Source organism: Streptomyces canus, assembly GCF_001514145.1.
Lineage (GTDB): Bacteria > Actinomycetota > Actinomycetes > Streptomycetales > Streptomycetaceae > Streptomyces > Streptomyces canus.
The window spans coordinates 190,787-212,159 of the sequence record NZ_KQ948669.1 but is presented as its reverse complement, the minus strand read 5'-3'; the positions used below and the strand labels follow the sequence as shown (position 1 = coordinate 212,159).

The following is a 21,373-nucleotide window of genomic DNA, read 5'->3' as shown; positions in this document are numbered from 1 at the left end:
TTGATGTCGAGATTCTCCGAGTCGAGCCAATGTGGCGCTCAGTGCCAGTGTGCTCACTCCAGGTGCGTCAGGTCGGCCGTCGTGTCGATGTCGTAGGGCTCGGCCACGTCCGCGCACTCGACGAGCGTGATGGCGTCCTCGTGCTCCTTCAGATAGGCGCGTGCCCCCCGGTCCCCGGTCGCAGTCGCGGTGATCCCCGCCCAGCGCGCGGCGCCGAGGAGGACGGGATGGCCGCGTACCCCGTCGTAGACGGCCGAGACGAGCGAGGTCTCGTCCTCATACGCGGCGAGCACCCTGCGTACCGCCGCCGCCCCGATGCCGGGCTGGTCGACGAGCGAGACCAGCGCGGCCCGCGCCTTCGTTCCGGTGAGCGAGTCCAGCCCGGCCCGCAGCGACGACCCCATGCCGTCGGCCCACTCCGGGTTCTCCACGAGCACGCAGTCACCGAGCTCCGCCCGCTCCCGTACGGCCGCCGCGGCGGCCCCCAGGACCACGTGCACGCGGGTGCAGCCGGCCGCGCGCAGGACGCCGACGGCGTGTTCGACGAGCGGGCGGCCCCGGTGTTCGAGCAGCGCCTTGGGCCGCCCGCCGAGCCGTCGTCCGCCGCCCGCGGCCAGGAGCAGTCCGGCGACCTGCTGTTCGTTCTCCGTCATGGGTCCTGCATACCTGACCCGCCGGCGTGCGCCGGGTTTCCACGGGCTGAATTTCGGTCCGTACGGTGGCGCGCGGCGCCCTGCGTGGCGTTTACTGACCCGCGTCCCCAGGGGTCCGACCAACGCCGACGGGGCTTCACGGTGCTGGGGCGCACGAAGGTGTGCGAGGGGGAGAGCTGTGTTGCGGAGCTTGGGACAGAGGCCAGTGACCGGCAGCGACAACGATCCGAGAGTGGCGGAACTGCGGACCGCGGTGTCCCGGCTGCGCCGCGAACTCGCCGCGCACCCGGCCGAGTTCCCCGACCGGGGCATCGCCGAGGACGAACTCGCCGCGCTGGCCGCCATGACGATCGACGGAACCCCCGAAATCCCGCGCCTGCGACGGTCGTTGCTGCTGATCGCGGGAGCGATCGGATCGGTGAGCGCGTTGTCGCGGGGGCTGACCGACGTACGCAACGCGGTGGAGTTGTTCAGGGAGCCGCGGCGCTAGGCCGGTGCGGGGTCGTCACCCCGGGTTCTGGCTGGCCAGCGCCTCCGACAGTTCCGAGGCGACCTGCTGGAGTACCGGGACGATCTTCTCCGTGGCCGCCTCCGTGACCCGCCCCGCCGGTCCGGAGATCGAAATGGCGGCGGCGGTGGGGGAGTTGGGCACCGAGACCGCGAGGCAGCGGACGCCGATCTCCTGTTCGTTGTCGTCGACCGCGTAGCCCTGGCCGCGCACGTCCTCGAGGGCCGCGAGGAAACCGTCCGGCGTGGTGATCGTCTTCTCCGTCGCGGCCGGCATGCCGGTCCTGGAGAGAAGGGCGCGGACCTCGTCGTCGGGGGTGTGGGCGAGCAGGGCCTTGCCGACGCCCGTGGAGTGCGGCAGGACGCGCCGGCCGACCTCGGTGAACATGCGCATCGAGTGCTTCGAGGGCACCTGGGCGACGTAGACGATCTCGTCCCCGTCGAGCAGCGCCATGTTGGCCGTCTCGCCGGTCTCCTCGACCAGGCGGGCGAGGTAGGGGCGGGCCCAGGTGCCGAGCAGCCGGGAGGCCGACTCGCCGAGGCGGATCAGGCGCGGGCCGAGGGCGTAGCGCCGGTTGGCCTGCTGGCGGACGTATCCGCAGGACACGAGCGTCCGCATCAGGCGGTGGATGGTGGGCAACGGCAGCCCGCTGCTCGCGGACAGTTCGCTCAGTCCGACTTCTCCGCCCGCGTCCGCCATCCGCTCCAGCAGATCGAAGGCGCGCTCGAGGGACTGGACCCCGCCGCCGGCGGACTTGGCGGAGTCGGTGGTGCTGGCGCTGGACGTCGGCACGGCGCGTTCCTTTCGGAGCTGCCTTTCGGGTCTGGGCAGGAGGGCAGAAGCCTACCCGGCAGTCGGTTGACTCCCTGCTGGTGGATGGCTACGTTCTGCTTGCTGGAATCCTAATTCCGCTTGGTGGAAAAATCCAGGGGGTCGGCGCAGGGTGCAGTGTGGGGAAGTGTGCCCTTGACGGCGCTCGACCGGGAGTGAAGACTCCTTCAACAGAAAGTTGAATTCCGTTACGCGGAAGTTAACGGCGGCAGAGAGGGGTCCGGGTGTCCGACACTGAACTGGTGCTGCGCTCCACGCGCGTCATCACACCCGAGGGGACGCGGGCCGCGTCGGTCGCGGTCGCCGGCGGGAGGATCACGGCCGTACTGCCGTACGACGCTGAAGTGCCGTCGGGTGTCCGCGTCGAGGACCTCGGCGACGACGTCCTGCTGCCCGGCCTCGTCGACACCCATGTGCACGTCAACGACCCCGGCCGCACCGAGTGGGAGGGCTTCTGGACCGCCACACGCGCCGCGGCGGCCGGCGGCATCACCACCCTCGTCGACATGCCGCTCAACTCCCTGCCGCCCACGACGACGGTCGACCACCTCCGTACCAAGCAGGAGGTCGCCGCCGACAAGGCCCACATCGACGTCGGCTTCTGGGGTGGCGCCCTGCCCGACAACGTCAAGGACCTGCGTCCGCTGCACGAGTCCGGTGTCTTCGGCTTCAAGGCGTTCCTGTCCCCGTCGGGCGTGGACGAGTTCCCCCATCTCGACCAGGACGGACTCGCCCGTTCCCTGGCCGAGATCGCCTCCTTCGGCGGCCTGTTGATCGTGCACGCCGAGGACCCGCACCACCTGGAGGCCGCCCCGCAGCAGGCCGGTCCGAGGTACGCGGACTTCCTGGCGTCCCGCCCGCGCGACGCCGAGGACACGGCGATCGCCCAGCTCATCGCCCAGGCGAAGCGGCTGGACGCGCGCGTGCACGTGCTCCACCTGTCGTCGTCCGACGCCCTGCCGCTCATTGCCCGGGCCAAGGCGGAGGGCGTCCGCATCACGGTCGAGACCTGCCCGCACTACCTCACCCTCACCGCCGAGGAAGTCCCGGACGGCGCCAGCGAGTTCAAGTGCTGCCCGCCCATCCGTGAGTCCGCCAACCAGGACCTGCTCTGGCAGGCGCTGGCCGACGGCACCATCGACTGCGTGGTCACCGACCACTCGCCGTCCACGGCCGACCTGAAGACGGACGACTTCGCCACCGCGTGGGGCGGCATCTCGGGCCTTCAACTGAGTCTGGCGGCGGTCTGGACGGAGGCCCGGGGGCGCGGTCACTCGCTGGAGGACGTGGTCCGCTGGATGTCCGCGCGGACGTCCCAACTGGTCGGCCTGGACCGCAAGGGCGCCATCGAGGCCGGCCGCGACGCCGACTTCGCGGTCCTCGCGCCCGACGAGACCTTCACCGTGGACCCGGCGGCCCTCCAGCACCGCAACCGTGTCACGGCGTACGCCGGCAAGACCCTGTACGGCGTCGTGAAGTCGACCTGGCTGCGCGGCGAACGCATCGTGGTGGACGGCCAGTTCACGGCTCCCAAGGGCCGACTGCTCACCCGTACGCCCTGATCCACCCGCACGGCCCACTCCAGAAAGGCACATGTACGTGACGGCGATTCCCAGCTTCACCGGCGACGCGAACCCGTACGGCGGCGGTGACCCGTACGCGGACTACCGCACCGCCGACTTCCCCTTCACCCAGTACGCCAACCTCGCCGCACGGACGCTCGGCGCCGGAGTCATCGCCGCCAACGACGAGTTCTTCGCCCAGCGTGAGAACCTGCTGGTGCCCGGGCGGGCCGAGTTCGACCCCGAGCACTTCGGGCACAAGGGCAAGATCATGGACGGCTGGGAGACGCGGCGCCGCCGGGGCGCCTCGGCCGAACACCCTTGGCCGACGGCCGAGGACCACGACTGGGCGCTGGTACGCCTGGGCGCGCCCGGGGTCGTCCGGGGAATCGTGGTCGACACGGCACACTTCCGCGGCAACTACCCGCAGGCGGTGTCGGTCGAAGGCACCTCCGTGGCAGGCTCCCCGTCCCCCGGGGAACTGCTGGGCGACGACGTGAAGTGGACGACGCTCGTTCCGCGGACGCCGGTCGGCGGCCATGCGGCGAACGGCTTCTCCGTGTCGCTGGAACAGCGCTTCACGCACCTGCGGGTCAACCAGCACCCCGACGGTGGCATCGCCCGCCTGCGCGTGTACGGCGAGGTCGTGCCGGACCCGGCGTGGCTGGAGATCCTCGGCACCTTCGACGTGGTCGCCCTGGAGAACGGCGGCCAGGCGGAGGACGCGTCGAACCTCTTCTACTCGCCGGCGTCGAACACCATCCAGCCGGGACGCTCCCGCAAGATGGACGACGGCTGGGAGACCCGACGCCGTCGTGACCAGGGGAACGACTGGATCCGCTACCGGCTGGTGGCCCAGTCCTGGATCCGCGCGATCGAGATCGACACGGCGTATCTGAAGGGGAACAGCGCGGGCTGGGCATCGGTGTCGGTCCGTGACGGCGAGGACGGCGACTGGCGGGAGATCCTCCCGCGCACGCGCCTCCAGCCCGACACCAACCACCGCTTCGTGCTGCCGACGCCGGCGGTGGGCACGCACGCGCGCGTGGACATCTTCCCGGACGGGGGGATCTCGCGGCTGCGGCTGTTCGGCTCGCTGACTGAGGGCGGCGCGGCGGCGCTGTCGGCGAAGCACCAGGAGCTGGGCGGCTGAGGCGTGCGCCCCGGGGATAACGCCCCCGGGGCGCACGGTAGGTGTCCGCGGGGGCGAGAAGGAGATGCGGCTACCTCACGCCGCGTGCCCCCCGTCCACCGAGAACTCGGCACCGGTGACGTACGCCGCGTCCGCCAGATACGCCACCATCGACGCCACTTCCTCCGCCGTCCCGAACCGCCCCACCGCGGTCATCGCGGCCTGCCCTGCGGCGAACGGACCGTCCGCCGGGTTCATGTCGGTGTGCGTGGGCCCGGGGTGCACGATGTTCGCCGTGATCCCCCGTGGTCCCAGCTCGCGCGCGAGGGCCTTGGTCAGTCCGGTCAGCGCCGACTTGCTCGTCGCATACAGGGTCCCGCCGGGACCCGGCACCCGCTGGGTCATGCAGCTGCCGATCGTGATGATGCGCCCCCCGTCCCGCAGCCGCGCGGCCGCCGCCTGAGAGGCCAGGAACACTCCGCGCACGTTGACGGCCAGCACCCGGTCGACCTCCGCGAGCGACAGTTCGCCCAGCGGACCGAGCACCCCCACGCCCGCGTTGTTCACCAGCACGTCCAGCCCACCGAGCGCCTCCGCCGTACGGAGAACCGCCCCCGCCGCCTCCTCCGCGTCCGCGGAGTCCGCCCGCAGGGCGACGGCCCGCCGCCCCAGCGCCTCGACCCGCCGTACGACGTCCGAGGCCGCCTCCTTGGCGTCCACATACGTCACGGCCACATCCGCGCCCTCCCGCGCCAGCCGCACCGCGGTTGCCGCACCGATCCCCCGGCTGCCGCCGGTGACGAGCGCGACCTTGCCGTTCAGAGTTCCGTAAGTCGTTGTCATGACACCCATCCCACCGGCGCGGGCCCGGAATCGCTGGCGGCGCTCGGACACCGACCTCAGCGATGACGGCCTACGTAGAGGAGTCAGTAATTCCCCCGACGCATCCAGGGCTGTGGCTCGAGAGCATGGATCATTCCCACGCGAAGAAGAGGGTGCATCCCATGAACCTGTCGGTCAGCGCGCGTCCCGTCGTACGAGGTGTTCTCGTCTCGACCGGCGCGGCCCTGCTGCTCACCACGCTGGCAAGCTGCTCCGACGACGAGGAGACCTTGGAGAGCTGGTCCGAGAAGGGCGGTCAGAAGCACATGACCGCCATAGCCAAGGATGTGACCACACTGATTCAGGTGAGCGATCCGATCGGCTCGGACTCCACCGTCGCTTCACAGTGCAGTCAGGTGCTCGACGACGTGAAGGCGGCGAGGGCCTACGGCGCAGTGCCGGACGACATTGCCCAGACCCGTTGGAAGGAGGCGCTCGACCGGCTCGACACGGCCGCTTCGCGCTGCGTGCGCAACGCCAAGTCCGGCAAGGCGGGAACCAGCCTCACCGAAGTGATGGACGTTCAGAGCTCGTTCCACGGTTTCGCCCAACGGATCGAGAACCTCCGCAGCAAGCCCTGATCCATGCCGTGCCCCGGCTCGCGTGAAGACTCCGGGCGGCAGGTTAACTTCCTGAAAACTCATCGGACTTGACGGGAAATTCTCCAGAGTTGTCATTGACATGCCACTGTCTACGCGCGTCATCATGAGGGCATGAGATTCCCCCCACGGATCACTCGTATCGGCGCGGCTGCCGCCGTCCTGTCCGCTCTCCTCGTCGGCGGCGCCGTCACCGCCACCCCGGCGGCCGCCGCGGTCGGCAGCATCTGCTACAGCGACCTGCCCTCCCAGGCGTACGACACCCTGGACCTCATCGAGCAGGGCGGCCCCTACCCCTACTCACAGGACGGCGTCGTCTTCCAGAACCGCGAAGGCGTCCTGCCGAGCCGGTCGACCGGCTACTACCACGAGTACACGGTCATCACGCCCGGATCCTCCACGCGCGGAGCTCGCCGGATCGTCACCGGTGAGAAGACCCAGGAGGACTACTACACGGCCGACCACTACGACACGTTCGACCTGGTCGACTACGGCTGCTGAGCCCCCACCCGGCAGCCCGGAGAACAGTGCGACCGGCCGGAGGTCCGGCGGTGTTCAGCCGGACCTCCGGCTCTCGGCGGCGGCGAACAGCGCGAACGCCAGCACGATCAGGGCGACACTCGCGTAGACCTCGTAGCCGTCGAGGAAACCGATGCGCTGGACGAGGCCGACGTGCCAGTCGGTGAACTCGTGCAGCAGGCCCGTCCCGCCCTGCACCAGCGCGAGAAAACCGAGCAGTTCCAGCAGTTGCTTCATGGATGGACCCTCGCCCCGCGGACCCCCCACGGACATCGGCCGCGGGGCGAGCCTCCTCCCACGAAAGCATCGGAACCACGCGGCCGCCCGCGCCGAAAGTCTGCGGTGTCGCGACTTTGGTCGCGGATGCCGTCCACGGACGGGTGCGGCGGGCCCGCGCTGCGTAGATTTGTCGACCGTGAGCGGTGACAAGACGGTTCCCGAACCTCCGGCCTTCCCCGGCCGACGCTGGTTGCTGCCGTCCGCGGTGATCCACGAGTTCGACCCGTCCGCCGTGCGGCCCGGACGGCGGCCACGGCGTACCGCGCGCGACTGGATCGTCGACTTCTCCTGCTTCCTCCTGGCCGTCCTGATCGGCATGATCGCCGCGGACGCGGTGGGCAACAATCCCCATGTGTCGCACACCGCGGCCACCCTCGACCAGCTGCTCGGCGCGCTGGCCTGCGCCGCCGTGTGGCTGCGCCGCCGCTGGCCGCTCGGCCTCGCCCTGGCCACGATCCCGCTCGGGGTGCTCTCGGACACCGCCGGCGGTGCCTGCATGATCGCCGTCTTCACCCTCGCCGTACACCGCCCCTTCCGTTACGTCGCCTGGGCGGGCGGCATCAACATCGCCGTGGTCCCACTCACCTACCGGCTGCGGCCCGACGCGGACCTGCCGTATCTCGTCTCGGTCGTCCTCTCAGTGGTGCTGATCGCCGCGATCGTCGGCTGGGGCCTGCTCGTACGGGCCAAACGCCAGCTCATGTTCAGCCTGCGTGACCGCGCCCGGCGCGCCGAGACCGAGGCGCGACTGCGGGCCGAACAGGCGCAGCGGCTCGCCCGCGAGGCCATCGCGCGCGAGATGCACGACGTCCTCGCGCACCGGCTGACGCTGCTGAGCGTCCACGCGGGTGCCCTGGAGTTCCGGCCGGACGCGCCCCAGGAGGAGGTCGCGAGGGCGGCCGGTGTGATCCGGGAGAGCGCGCACGAGGCGCTCCAGGATCTCAGGGAGATCATCGGGGTGCTGCGGGCGGCGGACCACGACGACACCGGCCGGCCCCAGCCGACCCTCGCCGCGCTGGACACACTGGTCGCCGAGTCCCGCGAGGCCGGCATGAAGGTCATCCTCGACAGTCGCGTGGCCGACCCCGTCGCCGTGCCCGCGTCCGTGGGCCGCACCGCCTACCGCATCGCCCAGGAGAGCCTCACCAACGCCCGCAAGCACGCCCCGGGCACGGAGGTCACGGTCACCGTTACCGGCGGCCCGGGCGAGGGCCTCGTCGTGACCGTGCGGAACCCCGCGCCCGAGGGTGAGGTGCCGCACGTCCCCGGCTCGGGACAGGGCCTGATCGGCCTCACTGAGCGCGCCACGCTCGCCGGTGGCCGGCTGGAGTACGGGGCGGAGCAGGACGGGGCGTTCGGGGTACGGGCGTGGCTGCCGTGGGGGTGACGTCGCCTGGTCGTCAATACGGCAACTCGCCCGGCCACAAGGGTGATTGGACTCTGCCTCCCCGTGATTACGTAGGCCCATGACTGTGATCAGAGTGCTCCTCGTCGACGACGACCCCCTCGTGCGGGCCGGTCTGTCCCTGATGATGGGCGGCGCCGAGGACATCGAGATCGTCGGAGAGGCGGCGGACGGCACCGAGGTCGAGGCGGTCGTGGACCGGACCCGCCCGGACGTCGTCCTCATGGACATCAGAATGCCCTCCGTGGACGGCCTCACGGCCACGGAACGGCTGCGCGGCCGCCCCGACGCCCCCCAGGTCGTGGTCCTGACCACCTTCCACGCCGACGAGCAGGTCCTGCGCGCCCTGCGTGCGGGCGCCGCCGGTTTCGTCCTCAAGGACACTCCGCCCGCCGAGATCCTCGCCGCCGTACGAAGGGTCGCGGCCGGCGACCCCGTCCTGTCGCCCACTGTCACCCGCCAGCTGATGGAGCACGCGGTCGGCTCCGCCGCCGACACCCGACGGGCACGCGCGCGTGAGCGCGTCGCCGCCCTCAACGACCGCGAACGCGAGGTCGCCGTCGCCGTCGGCCAGGGCCTGTCCAACGCCGAGATCGCCGCCGCCCTCTACATGAGCGTCGCCACGGTCAAGACCCACGTCTCCCGCGTGCTGGCCAAGCTCGACCTCAACAACCGGGTGCAGATCGCGTTGTTGGCGTACGACGCGGGGCTGCTGGAACAGTCCGCGGAATCCGAGCCGGACGGGCACTAGACGCGGTCACCGGGCGTTGACGGTGTGAAGGGGGAGTCCATGACCGAAGCAGTGATCGATCTCGGGGAGTACGGCGACGCGTTCCGTGTCGACCCGCACCCCGTGTACGCCGAGTTGCGCGGCCTCGGCCCGGTGCACCGGGTGCGACCGCCCGGCTCCGACGCCGGCTACTCGACCTGGCTCGTCGTCGGGCACGTGGAGGCGCGCGCGGCACTCGCCGATCCGAGGCTGTCCAAGGACGGCCGCAGAATCGGCATGGTGTTCGACGACGAGGAGCTGATCGGCCGCCATCTGCTGGGCAGTGACCCGCCCGAGCACACCCGGCTGCGTGGGCTCGTCTCCCGCGCCTTCACCATGCGCCGGGTCGAGCAACTGCGGCCCAGGATCCAGGAGATCACCGACGACCTCCTCGAGACGATGCTGCCGCACGGCCGCGCCGACCTGGTGCAGGCCCTCGCCTACCCGCTGCCGATCACCGTCATCTGCGAGCTCCTCGGCGTACCCGAGATGGACCGCGCGGAGTTCCGGAAGCTGTCCACGGAGGTCGTGGCACCCACCAGCGCGGAGAGTTCGTACGACGCCGTCCTGCGTCTCGGCGAGTACCTGACGGAGCTGATCGAGGACAAGCGGTGCGCCGGACCGAGCGACGACCTGCTCGGCGACCTCATCCGCACCACCGCCGAGGACGGCGACCGGCTCTCCCCGTCGGAACTGCGCGGCATGGCCTTCCTGCTGCTGATCGCGGGCCACGAGACCACGGTCAACCTCATCACCAACGGCGTGCACGCCCTGCTCACCCATCCGGACCAACTCGCCGCCCTGCGCGCCGACATGAGCCTGATCGACGGCGCGGTCGAGGAGACGCTGCGCTATGAGGGCCCGGTGGAGAATGCGACGTTCCGGTTCGCCGCCGAGCCCCTGGAGATAGCGGGACGGGCCATAGCCGAGGGCGACCCGGTGATGATCTGCCTGAGCGCGGCCGACCGCGACGACTCCCGCTATCCGGCGCCGGACCGCTTCGACATCCGCCGCGACCCCCGCGGCCACCTCGCTTTCGGTCACGGCATCCACTACTGCCTGGGCGCCCCGCTGGCCCGCCTGGAGGCCCGCACGGCGATCCGGACCCTGCTGGACCGGGCCCCGGCCCTCGCGCTCGCCGGGCCCGCCGGGGAGTGGCTGCCGGGAATGCTGATCAGAGGAGTGCGGAGCCTGCCGGTGCGGTGGTAGGGCTTGGCGGGGCTGTCGGTGGGTGTGCTGGAGTGAGGTCGATCGGGCGGGACGGGTTCAGAACGCGGCCGCGCTCGCGCCGCCCGGGATCTCCGCCAGCCGTACGGCCCTGCGCTCGCGCCGGGACACCTCGCACGCTTCGGCGACCCGTAGCGCCTGCAACGCCTCGCGCCCGTCGCAGGGGTTCGCTCGCTCGCCTCTGACCACCTCGATGAACGCGGCCAGCTCGGCCTCGTAGGCCGGACCGAAGCGCTCCAGGAACCCCGTCCACGGCTTGTCCGCCGCAGGTGGCCCGGTGGGCTCGGTGGACGCGATGGGTGTCCGGTCGTCCAGACCCACCACGACCTGGTCCAGTTCCCCGGCGAGCTCCATGCGCACGTCGTACCCGGCCCCGTTGAGCCGTGTCGCCGTGGCCGTCGCGAGGGTCCCGTCGTCCAGGGTGAGCACGGCCGCCGCGGTGTCGACGTCCCCCGCGGCCCGGAACATCGGCGGACCGGCGTCGGACCCGGCGGCGTACACGTCGACGATCTCGTGCCCGGTCACCCAGCGCAGGATGTCGAAGTCGTGGATCAGGGTGTCCCGGTACAGCCCGCCGGACAGCGGCAGCCACTCGACCGGCGGCGGCGCCTGGTCGGAGGTCAGCGCCCGCACGGTGTGCAGCCGTCCGAGCCGTCCCGAGCGCACCGCCTCGCGCGCGCCCGTGTAGCCCGCGTCGAAGCGGCGCTGGAAGCCCATCTGGAGAACCGTCCCGGCGGTCTCCACCTCGGCGATGGCGTGCAGCGTGCCGGGCAGGTCGAGTGCGATGGGCTTCTCGCAGAACACCGGCAGTCCCGAGCGCGCCGCCCGGCCGATCAGCTCGGCATGGGCCGAGGTCGCCGTAGTGATCACCACGGCGTCCACGCCCCATTTGAAGATCTCGTCGACCCCAGGGGCCGCGGTCTCCCCGAGGCGGTGCGCGAGCTCCTGGGCCCGTGCTCCGTCCGCGTCCGTGAGGATTAAGGAACCGACCTCCCGATGGCGGCTGAGCGTGTTCGCATGAATGGTGCCGATGCGGCCCGTCCCTATGACCCCGATGCGCATGTGAACAAAGTGTGGTCGGGAACCCCCTGCTGTCAATCTGTATGTCCGGACAATCTGACTACACGACTTCCCGTCAACAACGCACGGAGCTACGCTCGGGCCCGTGCCGAAACCAGGAGTGGACCCGACCGTGACGCTCGAGCTCAGTGTGGACCGCAGCAGCCCGGTGCCGTTGTACTTCCAGCTGTCCCAGCAGTTGGAGGCCGCGATCGAGCACGGGACGCTCACCCCCGGCAGCCTGCTGGGCAACGAGATCGAGCTCGCCGCCCGGCTCGGCCTGTCCCGGCCCACCGTGCGCCAGGCCATCCAGTCGCTCGTCGACAAGGGCCTGCTGGTCCGGCGCCGCGGAGTCGGCACCCAGGTCGTGCACAGCCAGGTCAAGCGCCCTCTGGAGCTCAGCAGCCTCTACGACGACCTGGAGGCGGCCGGTCAGCGCCCCGCCACCAAGGTCCTCGTCAACACCGTCGTCGCCGCCACCGCCGAGATCGCCGCGGCACTGGGCGTCGCCGAGGGCAGCGACGTACACCGGGTGGAACGCCTGCGCATGGCCCACGGCGAGCCGATGGCGTACCTCTGCAACTACATTCCCCCGGCCCTCCTCGACCTGGACACCGCCCAGCTGGAGGCCACCGGCCTGTACCGCATGATGCGCGCGGCGGGCATCACCCTGCACAGCGCCCGCCAGTCCATCGGCGCGAGAGCGGCCACGCAGGCGGAGGCGGAACGCCTGGCCGAGGAGGCGGGCGCCCCCCTGCTCACCATGCAACGCGTCACGTTCGACGACACGGGCAGAGCGGTCGAGTACGGCACGCATACATATCGCCCCACTCGCTACTCATTCGAATTCCAGCTCCTGGTGCGCCCGTAAGGGGCGCGGGGAACGGCGGGACCAGCCACGAACCGTCCGCACCCGGCAAATAACGCACGTCTCCCCATTGCTCCCCCGTACAGCACTCGATGTCACGGTGAGGCAGAATCGGGGCCGATGAGCACCTACGGCAACTTCAGCGCCCCCATAGGCTCCCGCCGCGCCCCCGCCCTGCGGACCGTCGGCACGCGGGAACGCCGCTCACACCTGACCGCACCCCGCGTGCCGACGGTGGGCATCGACATCGGCGGCACCAAGGTCATGGCGGGTGTCGTCGACGCCGACGGCAACATCCTGGAGAAGGTCCGCACCGAGACCCCGGACAAGTCCAAGAGCCCCAAGGTCGTCGAGGACACCATCGTCGAACTGGTCCTGGACCTGTCCGACCGCCACGACGTGCACGCGGTCGGCATCGGCGCGGCCGGCTGGGTCGACGCCGACCGCAACCGTGTGCTGTTCGCACCTCACCTGTCCTGGCGCAACGAGCCGCTGCGCGACCGCATCGCCGGCCGCCTCGCGGTCCCCGTGCTGGTGGACAACGACGCGAACACCGCGGCCTGGGCCGAGTGGCGCTTCGGCGCGGGGCGTGGCGAGGACCACCTCGTCATGATCACGCTCGGCACCGGCATCGGCGGCGCCATCCTGGAGGACGGCCAGGTCAAGCGAGGCAAGTACGGTGTCGCCGGCGAGTTCGGTCACATGCAGGTCGTCCCCGGCGGCCACCGCTGCCCGTGCGGCAACCGCGGCTGCTGGGAGCAGTACAGCTCCGGCAACGCGCTGGTCAGGGAGGCCAGGGAGCTGGCCGCCGCGGACTCCCCGGTGGCGTACGGGATCATCGAGCACGTCAAGGGCAACATCGCCGACATCACCGGTCCGATGATCACCGAGCTGGCCCGTGACGGCGACGCCATGTGCATCGAGCTGCTCCAGGACATCGGCCAGTGGCTCGGCGTCGGCATCGCGAACCTCGCGGCCGCCCTGGACCCGTCCTGCTTCGTCATCGGCGGCGGCGTCAGCGCGGCCGACGACCTGCTGATCGGCCCCGCCCGGGACGCCTTCAAGCGCCAGCTCACCGGCCGCGGCTACCGCCCCGAGGCCCGCATCGCCCGCGCCCAGCTCGGCCCCGAGGCCGGCATGGTCGGCGCCGCCGACCTCGCCCGCCTGGTCGCCCGCCGCTTCCGGCGTGCCAACCGGCGCCGGGTGGAGCGGCACGAGCGCTACGAACGGTACGTGGAGGCCCGCCGTACGTCCCGGGACACCGCATGACGGCATCCTTGCCGCACCAGACCTCGGCGCCCCCCGGTGAGCCGGAGCGGCCCACCGAGGACCGCCGTCACAAGATCCGCCGCCGGGCGATCACGCTGCTCATCATCGGTCTGCTCATCGGCGTCCCGGCCGGCTATCTGGTGATCTCCGCCAACCAGAGCCGCGACAGCGGCAAGGACAAAGAGGCGAAGTACTCGGCCACGGGACTCACGCCCGGCTGGCCGTCCAAGGTCCAGCGCCGCCTCTACCAGGTGCCGGTCCCGCACCCCGCGGACCTGGTCGCCTCCTACGAGACCAACAACTGGAAGACCAGCCGCCTCTACGTCAAGTTCCGGACGACGGACGCCGGTCTGGCCGCCTTCCTCACCGGCATGGGTGTCAGCCGTGCCGACCTGAAGAAGGGCGACATCTCCATCAGCGAACGCGACCAGAAGGTCAGCGGCTGGCGGTTCGACGGACCGCGTTCCTGGTGGGGCCTGACCCACTCCCAGAAGGACCCGGCGCCCACCCAGGACGTCATGGTCAACCTGACCGTGCCGAACGCCCCGAAGGTGTACGTCGTCTCGCGCACGGTCCCCTGATCCGGTCGCCGGAGCCGATTGTCAGACCCCGCCCGTAGAGTCGAAGACGAGTGATCCGACATGCGGGCGGGAGGTGACAGGACGTATGAGCGACAGCGCCGTGGTGGCCGAGCGCACGGATGTGCAGCAGGGGGCGGCTGTCTCCGTCCGGCTCGCAGCCGTCTTCCTGCCCGCACCACTTCCCCGGGAGGGGCGGATCGCCTTCTGGGATCCCGAGGGCGCGCCCCTGCCGGCCGAGAGCCCCCAGGCCGACGCCCCGCCGCTCGAGCGCACCGAGCTCACTGTCGTACGACCGCACGGAGCGGGAGTCCGACGTCGCACCGCCCCCGCCCTCTCGCTCCCGGTCGGCGCGGCCCTTCCGCTGCTCGTCCGGGCCCGGCGCGATCCCGCCGCCCATCCCGCCACGGCCTGCTGGGGCGCGGCCGCCCTGCACGCGCTGCGGCTGACCGCCCGCGGCCGCCTGCTCCCCGGACTCACCGCCACCGGCCACGACGCCTGGCGGGCCGGACCGCTGGACCCGGACGACATCGCCCACCTCCGTGCCGTCGCGGCCGCCCTGCCCCACGAGGGCCACGCGGTCCCGCTGCCCGGCCCCGGCCCGCTCCGGCTGCCGGAACCAGAAGCACTGATGCGCTCCTTCCTGGACGCGGTCGCCGACACCCTGCCCCGCACCCCCGCCGCACCGTTCGCCTCCGGCAAGCCCTTCGCGGCCCGCGCACCCCAGCGGCTGCCGCACGCCCACGACTGGGCCGCGGAGGTCGCCGCCGGCATGGACGCGGGCGTGCGGATCTCGCTCCGCCTGGACCTGTCGGCGTACCACCTGTTCAACGCCGACACCGACGGTGCACGCAGCGCGGGCGCCGCGATCGTCCAGGTGCACAGCCTCGCCGACCCGACCCTCGTGGCCGACGCGGCGGCCCTGTGGGCGGGGGACGCCGACGCCGTCTTCGGACCACGCGCACGCGTCGACGCGGCCCTCGCGGTGCGGCGCGCCGCCCGGGTGTGGCCGCCCCTGGACCGGCTCTCCGAGCAGGACGTACCCGATGTGCTGGCCCTGTCCGACGAGGAGTTGGGCGACCTGCTCGGCGTGGCAACGCCCCGGCTCGCGGCTGCCGGAGTCGCGGTCCACTGGCCGCGGGACCTGGCGCAGGACCTCACCGCGGCGGCGGTGGTACGACCCGCGCCGGGCTCGGCGACCGACGGCACCGGCTTCTTCGAGAGCGAGGAACTCCTCCAGTTCCGCTGGCAGTTGGCGCTCGGCGGCGACCCGCTCAGCGAGGCCGAGATGGACGCGCTGGCCGAGGCCCACCGCCCCGTCGTACGCCTCAGGGACCAGTGGGTGCTGGTCGACCCCGCTCTCGTCCGCAAGGCCCGCAAGCGTGAACTGGGCCTGCTCGACCCGGTCGACGCGCTCTCCGTCGCCCTCGCCGGCAGCGCCGAGGTCGACGGAGAGACGGTGGAGGCGGTGCCGGTCGGCGCGCTCGCCGCCCTGCGCGAGCGCCTGACGACCGGAGTCCACCCCGCCGAACCGCCCGCGGGCCTGCACGCCACCCTCCGCGACTACCAACTCCGCGGCCTGGCCTGGCTGGACCTCATGACCTCCCTGGGCCTCGGCGGCTGCCTCGCCGACGACATGGGACTCGGCAAGACGATCACCGTCATCGCCCTGCACCTGCGCCGGGCGCGCCGTGAGCCGACCCTCGTCGTCTGCCCGGCCTCGCTCCTGGGCAACTGGCAGCGCGAGATCACCCGGTTCGCGCCCGGCGTCCCCGTCCGCCGTTTCCACGGCACCGACCGCAGTCTGGACGACCTCGACGGCGGCTTCGTCCTCACCACGTACGGCACCATGCGGGCGGCCGCGGCGAGGCTGGCCGAGCAGCGCTGGGGCATGGTCGTTGCGGACGAGGCCCAGCACGTGAAGAACCCGTACTCCGCGACCGCGAAGGCCCTGCGCACCATTCCGTCGCCCGCGCGCGTGGCCCTGACCGGCACACCGGTCGAGAACAACCTCTCCGAGCTGTGGGCACTGCTCGACTGGACGACCCCCGGACTCCTCGGCCCCCTGAAGTCCTTCCGCGCCCGCCACGCGCGCGCGGTGGAGAACGGCGAGGACGAGGAGGCGGTGACCAGGCTGGCGAGGCTGGTGCGGCCCTTCCTCCTGCGCCGCAAGAAGTCCGATCCCGGCATCGTCCCCGAGCTGCCGCCCAAGACGGAGACGGACCATCCGGTCCCCCTCACGCGCGAACAGGCCTCGCTGTACGAGGCGGTGGTGCGCGAGTCGATGCTGGCGATCGAGACGGCGCAGGGCATCGCGCGCAGGGGCCTGGTGCTGAAGTTGCTGGGGGCGCTGAAGCAGATCTGCGACCACCCCGCGCTGTATCTGAAGGAGGAGGTCCCGCCGACGGCCGGCGAGCGGCTGGTCGCCCGCTCGGGCAAACTGGCCCTGCTGGACGAGCTGTTGGACACCCTGCTGGCCGAGGACGGCTCCGCGCTCGTCTTCACGCAGTACGTGGGGATGGCCCGGCTGATCACCGCCCACCTCGCCGCCCGCGCGGTCCCGGTGGACCTGCTGCACGGCGGTACGCCGGTGCCGGAGCGCGAGCGCATGGTGGACCGCTTCCAGAGCGGCGCGATTCCGGTCCTCGTCCTGTCGTTGCGGGCGGCGGGCACCGGCCTCAACCTCACCCGCGCGGGCCATGTCGTCCACTTCGACCGCTGGTGGAACCCGGCCGTCGAGGAACAGGCCACCGACCGCGCGTACCGCATCGGCCAGACCCAGCCCGTCCAGGTCCACCGCCTCATCACCGAGGGCACCGTGGAGGACCGCATCGCAGAGATGCTGGAGTCCAAGCGCGCCCTCGCCGACGCGATCCTCGGCTCCGGCGAGTCCGCCCTCACGGAACTCACCGACCGCGAGCTGTCCGACCTGGTCTCGCTCCGGAGGCAGTCATGACCCCCGGCCCCGCCGACGAGGTCCGCCGTGCCCTGCGAGCGGCACGGGAGCGGGCGAGCCGGGAGGGGACGGAGGAGACGGGCGGGCAGACGGTCACCGGGGCGGACGGCGGCGAAGCGCAGGAGGCGGGCGGCTCCGCGGCGCAGGGGACGGGGGGCCTCGCTGCCGAGGGGGTCGGTAGTTTCGCGGCGCGGGGCGCGGGGGGTCTTGAGGGCGACGGGGCCGGCAATCCGGCTGCGAAGGACGCCGGTGGCCTCGTGGCCGAAGGGGCGAACCGCTCGGCGGCCGAGAGCGCGGCTCACCGGGCGCACGCAGAGGCCGATGAGCCGGGGACACCGGGCGGACAGGACACGGAGGGCGCGGCGCCCGAGAACGCCGTGCCCGACCCCGCCCCGCCCGAGGCCCGCCCAGGTGACGCGGCCCGCGCGGCCCTACGGGAAGCTGTCGCGGCCCGGCACGCGTCGAGTGCGGAAACGGACGTCGACTCGGGTCGGCTTGACACGGGCACTACCTCCGCGGCTTCCGCCGGCTCCCCGGACGGGGAAACGCATCAGGGCGCCGAGCCGGCTCCGCCTGCCCCGGCCGTCCACGACGCCGCATCCGGGCAGCCCGAGGCGCGCCCTGCGGATGCTGCCCGCGAAGCGCTGCGTACAGCACGCAAGAGGCGGGCGGCCGCCGAGGCCGCACTCGCGGGTCGGTCGCGTCGTACCGCTCAGGCCGCGTCCCGGGACCGAAGCCCCGCACCGCGTCCAGCCGCCGGCGCCCGGGCGCGAGACGTACGGGAGTTGCTGGCCGACGCGTTCCGGATGCCCGACGACGTGGACCTGCCGGGCGCGAGCCCCGAGGACAACGACGGTATGCGGCAGGGGAGTTCCGTTCCACGGCCACCCGCCGCCGAGGACAGCTCCCCGAGCACCGGCAACCCATTCGGCACGGCTCCGGCGGGCTCGCCCGGCGACGCCCCCACGGACACCGGCGATGACCAGAACTGGCTCCTCCCGGCACCCGCACCCGTGCCGACCCCGGCCTCCCCGCACCGCCCCCACTCCATGGCCGCCCCCAACCGGGACAACGACCTGCGTCGCACCTTCCCCGCCTTCCCTCCCCGGACCTCCGAGGACGCCCGGTTCGCCGCCACCTGGTGGGGCAACGCCTGGGTCTCCGCGCTGGAGGAGGGCGCGCTGGACGCCAAGCGGCTTGCGCGGGGCCGGAGTTATGCCGAGCAGGGACACGTGGACGCGATCACCGTGACGCCGGGGCTGGTGCTCGCCTATGTGCAGGGGAGCCGCCCCCGGCCGTACCGCGTGCAGGTGCGGTTGCGGACGCTCGACGATGCCGACTGGGACCGGTTCCTGGACCTCGCCGCCGACCGGACCGGACACATCGCCGCACTCCTCGACAAGGAGATGCCTCAGGCGCTGGCCGAGTGCGGAGTGCCGTTGCTCCCTGGTCCGGGCGATCTCGAACCGCAGTGCAGCTGCCCCGACCGAGGCCACCCCTGCAAGCACGCCGCCGCCCTCTGCTACCAGACGGCACGCCTGCTCGACGCCGACCCCTTCGTCCTGCTCCTGCTGCGCGGCCGGGGCGAACGGGAACTGCTCGACGCCCTGTCCCGCCTCAGCGCCGCCCGCGCGGCCCGTGCCGCCCAGGAGCAGGAACCGGCGCCACTGCCCGGCGTACGGGCCAGTGAAGCCCTCGCGCCCCGCCGACTCCCGCCGCTTCCCGCCCCGTTGCCCGCCCCCGCGCACCCCGAGCAGCCCCCGGCCTACCCCGCGTCCCCGGGCGGCCCCGACCCCTTCGCCCTGGATCAGCTGGCCACCGACGCCGCCGCCCGCGCCCACGCTCTGCTCGGCACCGCCCGCGACCCGGTGGGCGAACTCACCCTGTGGCAGGACGCGGTACGCCTCGCCGCCGCCCGCCCCGGTTCCGGACTCACCGCCGGCACCCGAGCCCTCTACGCCTCCCTCGCCGCCGCCACCGACCGCACCCCGGCCGATCTGGCCCGCGCGGTCGCCGCCTGGAGACAGGGCGGGATCGAAGGACTCGCCGTCCTCGAAGAACCCTGGGACCCACCGGCCGGCCGCTTCGACCGCGCCCGCCCCCTCCTCCTCGCCGCCGACCTCCCCGCCTTCCGCCCCTGGCACAACCACCTCACCCATCCCCGCGGCCACATCCAACTCCGCCTCGGCCGCGACGGCCTGTGGTACGCCTACGAGTCCGAACCGGGCCACGACGACTGGTGGCCCCGCGGCACCCCCGACCTGGACCCGGTAGGCGCCCTCACGGGCCTGGGCACACCGACCGCCCTCTGACCCGACCGACGCCCATGTCCCGGTCCCCTCCGCGCCGACTGTCTCCCCGAGCCCGGACCGTTCCAGCCGACCGCTGTCCTGTGGGTCAGGGTCACCGTCCCAGCCCTGGACCCGTGGACCTGTCCGCCCCGATCGCCGGTGGCGGAACTTTCTCCGGCGAGTTCGGCGCGGCGGGTCAGGGCACTGCGGGGCCAACGGTGTCGGCCAGGGCACCGTCCCACTCGGCCGCACCCGGAACGGCCCCCGCCTGGATCTGTCCCGCCGGCTCTGTCTGACCGCGCCTGATCGAGGCCCGGCCCGACCGATGCCACGTACGCCCTCGCCCTGACACCCCCCGGCTCGATTTCCATCGGCAGATCGACAGATCGACAGATCGATGAGATCGAGGGATCGACAGTGCTCACGGACCGGCGACCGCCCCCGCCCGGGGCGTACACCTTCCCCCCGCGCCGGCGACTCCACGGCCCGCGGCCGCCCCCGGCGCCACCCCTCCCCAACACCCACGGGCTCAGGGCCGTCTCTCCGACCCCGCAGTCCGACACCCCGTGAAGGCCGTGTGAGAGTGCGGCGATGATGTTCGGGAGCCGGGTGTGGGGGACAGGGGCCCAGGGTCCGAAACGTAAGAAAAGACGGTTAGCGTGGGGGCCGTGAGTGAGACGAAGACCCCCGCCCTCCAGTACCGCTTCGACGGCCCGGAAGACGCCCCGGTCCTCATCCTGGGGCCGTCGCTCGGGACCACGTGGCACATGTGGGACCGGCAGGTCCCGGAGCTGGTCAAGCAGTGGCGCATCTTCCGGTTCGACCTGCCGGGGCACGGCGGCTCGCCCGCCTACCCGGCGGGCTCGGTCCGCGATCTCACCGACCGGCTGCTCGCCACGCTCGACCAGTTCGGCGTGCAGCGCTTCGGCTACGCGGGCTGCTCGCTGGGCGGCGCGGTCGGCATGGAGCTGGCGCTGCGCCACCCGGAGCGGCTCGCCTCGCTCGCGCTGATCGCCGCCTCGCCCCGCTTCGGCACGGCCGACGAGTTCCGCCAGCGCGGAGTGATCGTACGGACGAACGGGCTCGATCCCATCGCCCGCGCCTCGCCCGACCGCTGGTTCACCTCCGGGTTCGCCGCCGCCCAGCCCGCGATCACCGAGTGGGCCGTGCAGATGGTGCGCACCACCGACCCGGGCTGCTACATCGCGGCCTGCGAGGCGCTCGCCGCGTTCGACGTGCGGGCCGACCTCGCGAGGGTCGGTGTGCCGACCCTCGTCCTCGTCGGCTCCGACGACCAGGTCACCGGCCCCGCCGAGGCCCGCACCCTGGTCGCGGGCATTCCGGACGCACGGCTCGCCGTCGTGCCCGGCGCCTCCCACCTGGTGCCGGTCGAGCAGCCGGCGGCCGTCACCGACCTGCTGGTCAGACACTTCTCCACCGCGTGGCAGCCCGCCTTCGACTCGGCCACCGGCCAGACCGCGATCCCCGCGACCCCGCTCCAGGCGGTCCTGACGGCCGCGCCGCCGCAACCGGTGCCGATCGCCGAGATCGCCCCGGCCGTCCCCGCCCCCCAGTCAGGGACCCGTCCCGACCCGTACGACGCCGGCATCAAGGTGCGCCGTGAGGTGCTCGGCGACGCGCACGTGGACCGGGCGCTCGCGCAGGCCGACGAGTTCTCCGGTGACTTCCAGGAGTTCGTGACCCGCTACGCCTGGGGCGAGATCTGGGACCGGCCCGGCCTCGACCGCCGCTCGCGCAGCTGCGTCACCCTCACCGCCCTGGTCGCGGGCGGACATCTGGACGAGCTCGCCTTCCACACCCGGGCCGCCCTGCGCAACGGCCTCACTCCGTCCGAGATCAAGGAGGTGCTCCTCCAGGCGGCCGTGTACTGCGGTGTCCCCGCGGCCAACAGCGCGTTCAAGGTGGCCCAGCAGGTGATCCGCGAGGAGACCACCCCCACCGAGTGAGCCGGGCGCTTCGCCCAGA

The 21,373-nt window shown here is 72.3% G+C and carries 19 protein-coding genes; 14 read left to right on the top strand and 5 right to left on the bottom strand.

The window, feature by feature from the left end:
- Window positions 1–53 precede the first annotated feature (53 nt).
- On the bottom strand, window positions 54–653 hold the full coding sequence (locus AQJ46_RS36500; RefSeq protein WP_059209626.1) for a nucleotidyltransferase family protein: 600 nt from the start codon (window positions 651–653) through the stop codon (window positions 54–56).
- A gap of 205 nt (window positions 654–858) precedes the next feature.
- Here AQJ46_RS36500 and AQJ46_RS36495 point away from each other — a divergent pair, with 205 nt between their 5' ends.
- Window positions 859–1,143, top strand: coding sequence for a DUF5955 family protein (locus AQJ46_RS36495; protein ID WP_225886167.1), 285 nt, complete (start codon window positions 859–861; stop codon window positions 1,141–1,143).
- Window positions 1,144–1,158: 15 nt separating this feature from the next.
- Here the strand turns inward: AQJ46_RS36495 and AQJ46_RS36490 are convergent, their stop codons facing one another.
- Window positions 1,159–1,953 (bottom strand): IclR family transcriptional regulator, encoded by a 795-nt coding sequence (locus AQJ46_RS36490; RefSeq protein ID WP_059209625.1) that lies wholly within the window; start codon window positions 1,951–1,953, stop codon window positions 1,159–1,161.
- Window positions 1,954–2,216: 263 nt separating this feature from the next.
- Here AQJ46_RS36490 and allB point away from each other — a divergent pair, with 263 nt between their 5' ends.
- Window positions 2,217–3,554: an allantoinase AllB gene (gene allB / locus AQJ46_RS36485; RefSeq protein ID WP_059209624.1), complete on the top strand. Its 1,338-nt coding sequence runs from the start codon at window positions 2,217–2,219 to the stop codon at window positions 3,552–3,554.
- A gap of 37 nt (window positions 3,555–3,591) precedes the next feature.
- A complete protein-coding gene (alc, locus tag AQJ46_RS36480; RefSeq protein ID WP_059209708.1) occupies window positions 3,592–4,707 on the top strand; it encodes an allantoicase in 1,116 nt (371 codons plus the stop codon).
- A gap of 75 nt (window positions 4,708–4,782) precedes the next feature.
- Here alc and AQJ46_RS36475 read toward each other — a convergent pair whose 3' ends face one another.
- Window positions 4,783–5,538 carry an SDR family oxidoreductase gene (locus tag AQJ46_RS36475; RefSeq protein WP_208617038.1) on the bottom strand — a complete coding sequence of 252 codons (756 nt, stop codon included), beginning with the start codon at window positions 5,536–5,538 and terminating at the stop codon, window positions 4,783–4,785.
- Window positions 5,539–5,690: 152 nt separating this feature from the next.
- Here AQJ46_RS36475 and AQJ46_RS36470 point away from each other — a divergent pair, with 152 nt between their 5' ends.
- Window positions 5,691–6,149: a hypothetical protein gene (locus tag AQJ46_RS36470; RefSeq protein ID WP_059209623.1), complete on the top strand. Its 459-nt coding sequence runs from the start codon at window positions 5,691–5,693 to the stop codon at window positions 6,147–6,149.
- A 132-nt stretch (window positions 6,150–6,281) separates the two neighbouring features.
- On the top strand, window positions 6,282–6,668 hold the full coding sequence (locus AQJ46_RS36465) for a ribonuclease domain-containing protein (RefSeq protein WP_057617210.1): 387 nt from the start codon (window positions 6,282–6,284) through the stop codon (window positions 6,666–6,668).
- A 54-nt stretch (window positions 6,669–6,722) separates the two neighbouring features.
- Here AQJ46_RS36465 and AQJ46_RS36460 read toward each other — a convergent pair whose 3' ends face one another.
- A complete protein-coding gene (locus AQJ46_RS36460) occupies window positions 6,723–6,923 on the bottom strand; it encodes a hypothetical protein (RefSeq protein WP_059209622.1) in 201 nt (66 codons plus the stop codon).
- A 169-nt stretch (window positions 6,924–7,092) separates the two neighbouring features.
- Here AQJ46_RS36460 and AQJ46_RS36455 point away from each other — a divergent pair, with 169 nt between their 5' ends.
- From AQJ46_RS36455 to AQJ46_RS36445, 3 genes are all read left to right on the top strand, one after another.
- Window positions 7,093–8,352: a sensor histidine kinase gene (locus AQJ46_RS36455; protein ID WP_059209621.1), complete on the top strand. Its 1,260-nt coding sequence runs from the start codon at window positions 7,093–7,095 to the stop codon at window positions 8,350–8,352.
- 79 nt (window positions 8,353–8,431) lie between these two features.
- Window positions 8,432–9,121, top strand: coding sequence for a response regulator transcription factor (locus AQJ46_RS36450; protein ID WP_208617037.1), 690 nt, complete (start codon window positions 8,432–8,434; stop codon window positions 9,119–9,121).
- A 39-nt stretch (window positions 9,122–9,160) separates the two neighbouring features.
- Window positions 9,161–10,348, top strand: coding sequence for a cytochrome P450 family protein (locus tag AQJ46_RS36445; RefSeq protein ID WP_059209620.1), 1,188 nt, complete (start codon window positions 9,161–9,163; stop codon window positions 10,346–10,348).
- A 57-nt stretch (window positions 10,349–10,405) separates the two neighbouring features.
- Here AQJ46_RS36445 and AQJ46_RS36440 read toward each other — a convergent pair whose 3' ends face one another.
- On the bottom strand, window positions 10,406–11,428 hold the full coding sequence (locus AQJ46_RS36440; RefSeq protein WP_059209619.1) for a Gfo/Idh/MocA family protein: 1,023 nt from the start codon (window positions 11,426–11,428) through the stop codon (window positions 10,406–10,408).
- A gap of 130 nt (window positions 11,429–11,558) precedes the next feature.
- Here AQJ46_RS36440 and AQJ46_RS36435 point away from each other — a divergent pair, with 130 nt between their 5' ends.
- The 6 genes from AQJ46_RS36435 (at window position 11,559) to pcaDC (ending at window position 21,354) form a co-directional block, all read left to right on the top strand.
- The gene (locus tag AQJ46_RS36435; protein ID WP_107105036.1) at window positions 11,559–12,296 is read left to right on the top strand and encodes a GntR family transcriptional regulator; all 738 of its coding nucleotides are present in this window, start codon (window positions 11,559–11,561) and stop codon (window positions 12,294–12,296) included.
- Between the two features lie 117 nt (window positions 12,297–12,413).
- Entirely contained in the window at window positions 12,414–13,562 is a 1,149-nt protein-coding gene (locus tag AQJ46_RS36430) for an ROK family glucokinase (protein WP_031051879.1), read from the top strand.
- Window positions 13,559–14,143, top strand: a complete 585-nt coding sequence (locus AQJ46_RS36425) for a hypothetical protein (protein WP_057617197.1) — start codon at window positions 13,559–13,561, stop codon at window positions 14,141–14,143. The genes AQJ46_RS36430 and AQJ46_RS36425 overlap by 4 nt, the downstream gene beginning before the upstream one ends.
- An 85-nt stretch (window positions 14,144–14,228) precedes the next feature.
- A complete protein-coding gene (locus AQJ46_RS36420; protein WP_059209618.1) occupies window positions 14,229–17,096 on the top strand; it encodes a DEAD/DEAH box helicase in 2,868 nt (955 codons plus the stop codon).
- Window positions 17,093–19,408 (top strand): SWIM zinc finger family protein, encoded by a 2,316-nt coding sequence (locus AQJ46_RS36415; RefSeq protein WP_059209617.1) that lies wholly within the window; start codon window positions 17,093–17,095, stop codon window positions 19,406–19,408. The genes AQJ46_RS36420 and AQJ46_RS36415 overlap by 4 nt, the downstream gene beginning before the upstream one ends.
- 647 nt (window positions 19,409–20,055) lie before the next feature.
- On the top strand, window positions 20,056–21,354 hold the full coding sequence (gene pcaDC / locus AQJ46_RS36410; RefSeq protein WP_059209705.1) for a bifunctional 3-oxoadipate enol-lactonase/4-carboxymuconolactone decarboxylase PcaDC: 1,299 nt from the start codon (window positions 20,056–20,058) through the stop codon (window positions 21,352–21,354).
- Window positions 21,355–21,373 lie beyond the last annotated feature (19 nt).

Coding starts and splice junctions, on each gene's coding strand:
- AQJ46_RS36450 (WP_208617037.1), top strand. CDS start 8,432: ATGACTGTGATCAGAGTGCTCCTCGTCGACGACGACCCCCTCGTGCGG.
- AQJ46_RS36500 (WP_059209626.1), bottom strand. CDS start 653: ATGACGGAGAACGAACAGCAGGTCGCCGGACTGCTCCTGGCCGCGGGC.
- AQJ46_RS36430 (WP_031051879.1), top strand. CDS start 12,414: ATGAGCACCTACGGCAACTTCAGCGCCCCCATAGGCTCCCGCCGCGCC.
- AQJ46_RS36445 (WP_059209620.1), top strand. CDS start 9,161: ATGACCGAAGCAGTGATCGATCTCGGGGAGTACGGCGACGCGTTCCGT.
- AQJ46_RS36425 (WP_057617197.1), top strand. CDS start 13,559: ATGACGGCATCCTTGCCGCACCAGACCTCGGCGCCCCCCGGTGAGCCG.
- AQJ46_RS36470 (WP_059209623.1), top strand. CDS start 5,691: ATGAACCTGTCGGTCAGCGCGCGTCCCGTCGTACGAGGTGTTCTCGTC.
- AQJ46_RS36420 (WP_059209618.1), top strand. CDS start 14,229: ATGAGCGACAGCGCCGTGGTGGCCGAGCGCACGGATGTGCAGCAGGGG.
- AQJ46_RS36440 (WP_059209619.1), bottom strand. CDS start 11,428: ATGCGCATCGGGGTCATAGGGACGGGCCGCATCGGCACCATTCATGCG.
- AQJ46_RS36415 (WP_059209617.1), top strand. CDS start 17,093: ATGACCCCCGGCCCCGCCGACGAGGTCCGCCGTGCCCTGCGAGCGGCA.
- AQJ46_RS36475 (WP_208617038.1), bottom strand. CDS start 5,538: ATGGGTGTCATGACAACGACTTACGGAACTCTGAACGGCAAGGTCGCG.
- AQJ46_RS36460 (WP_059209622.1), bottom strand. CDS start 6,923: ATGAAGCAACTGCTGGAACTGCTCGGTTTTCTCGCGCTGGTGCAGGGC.
- AQJ46_RS36465 (WP_057617210.1), top strand. CDS start 6,282: ATGAGATTCCCCCCACGGATCACTCGTATCGGCGCGGCTGCCGCCGTC.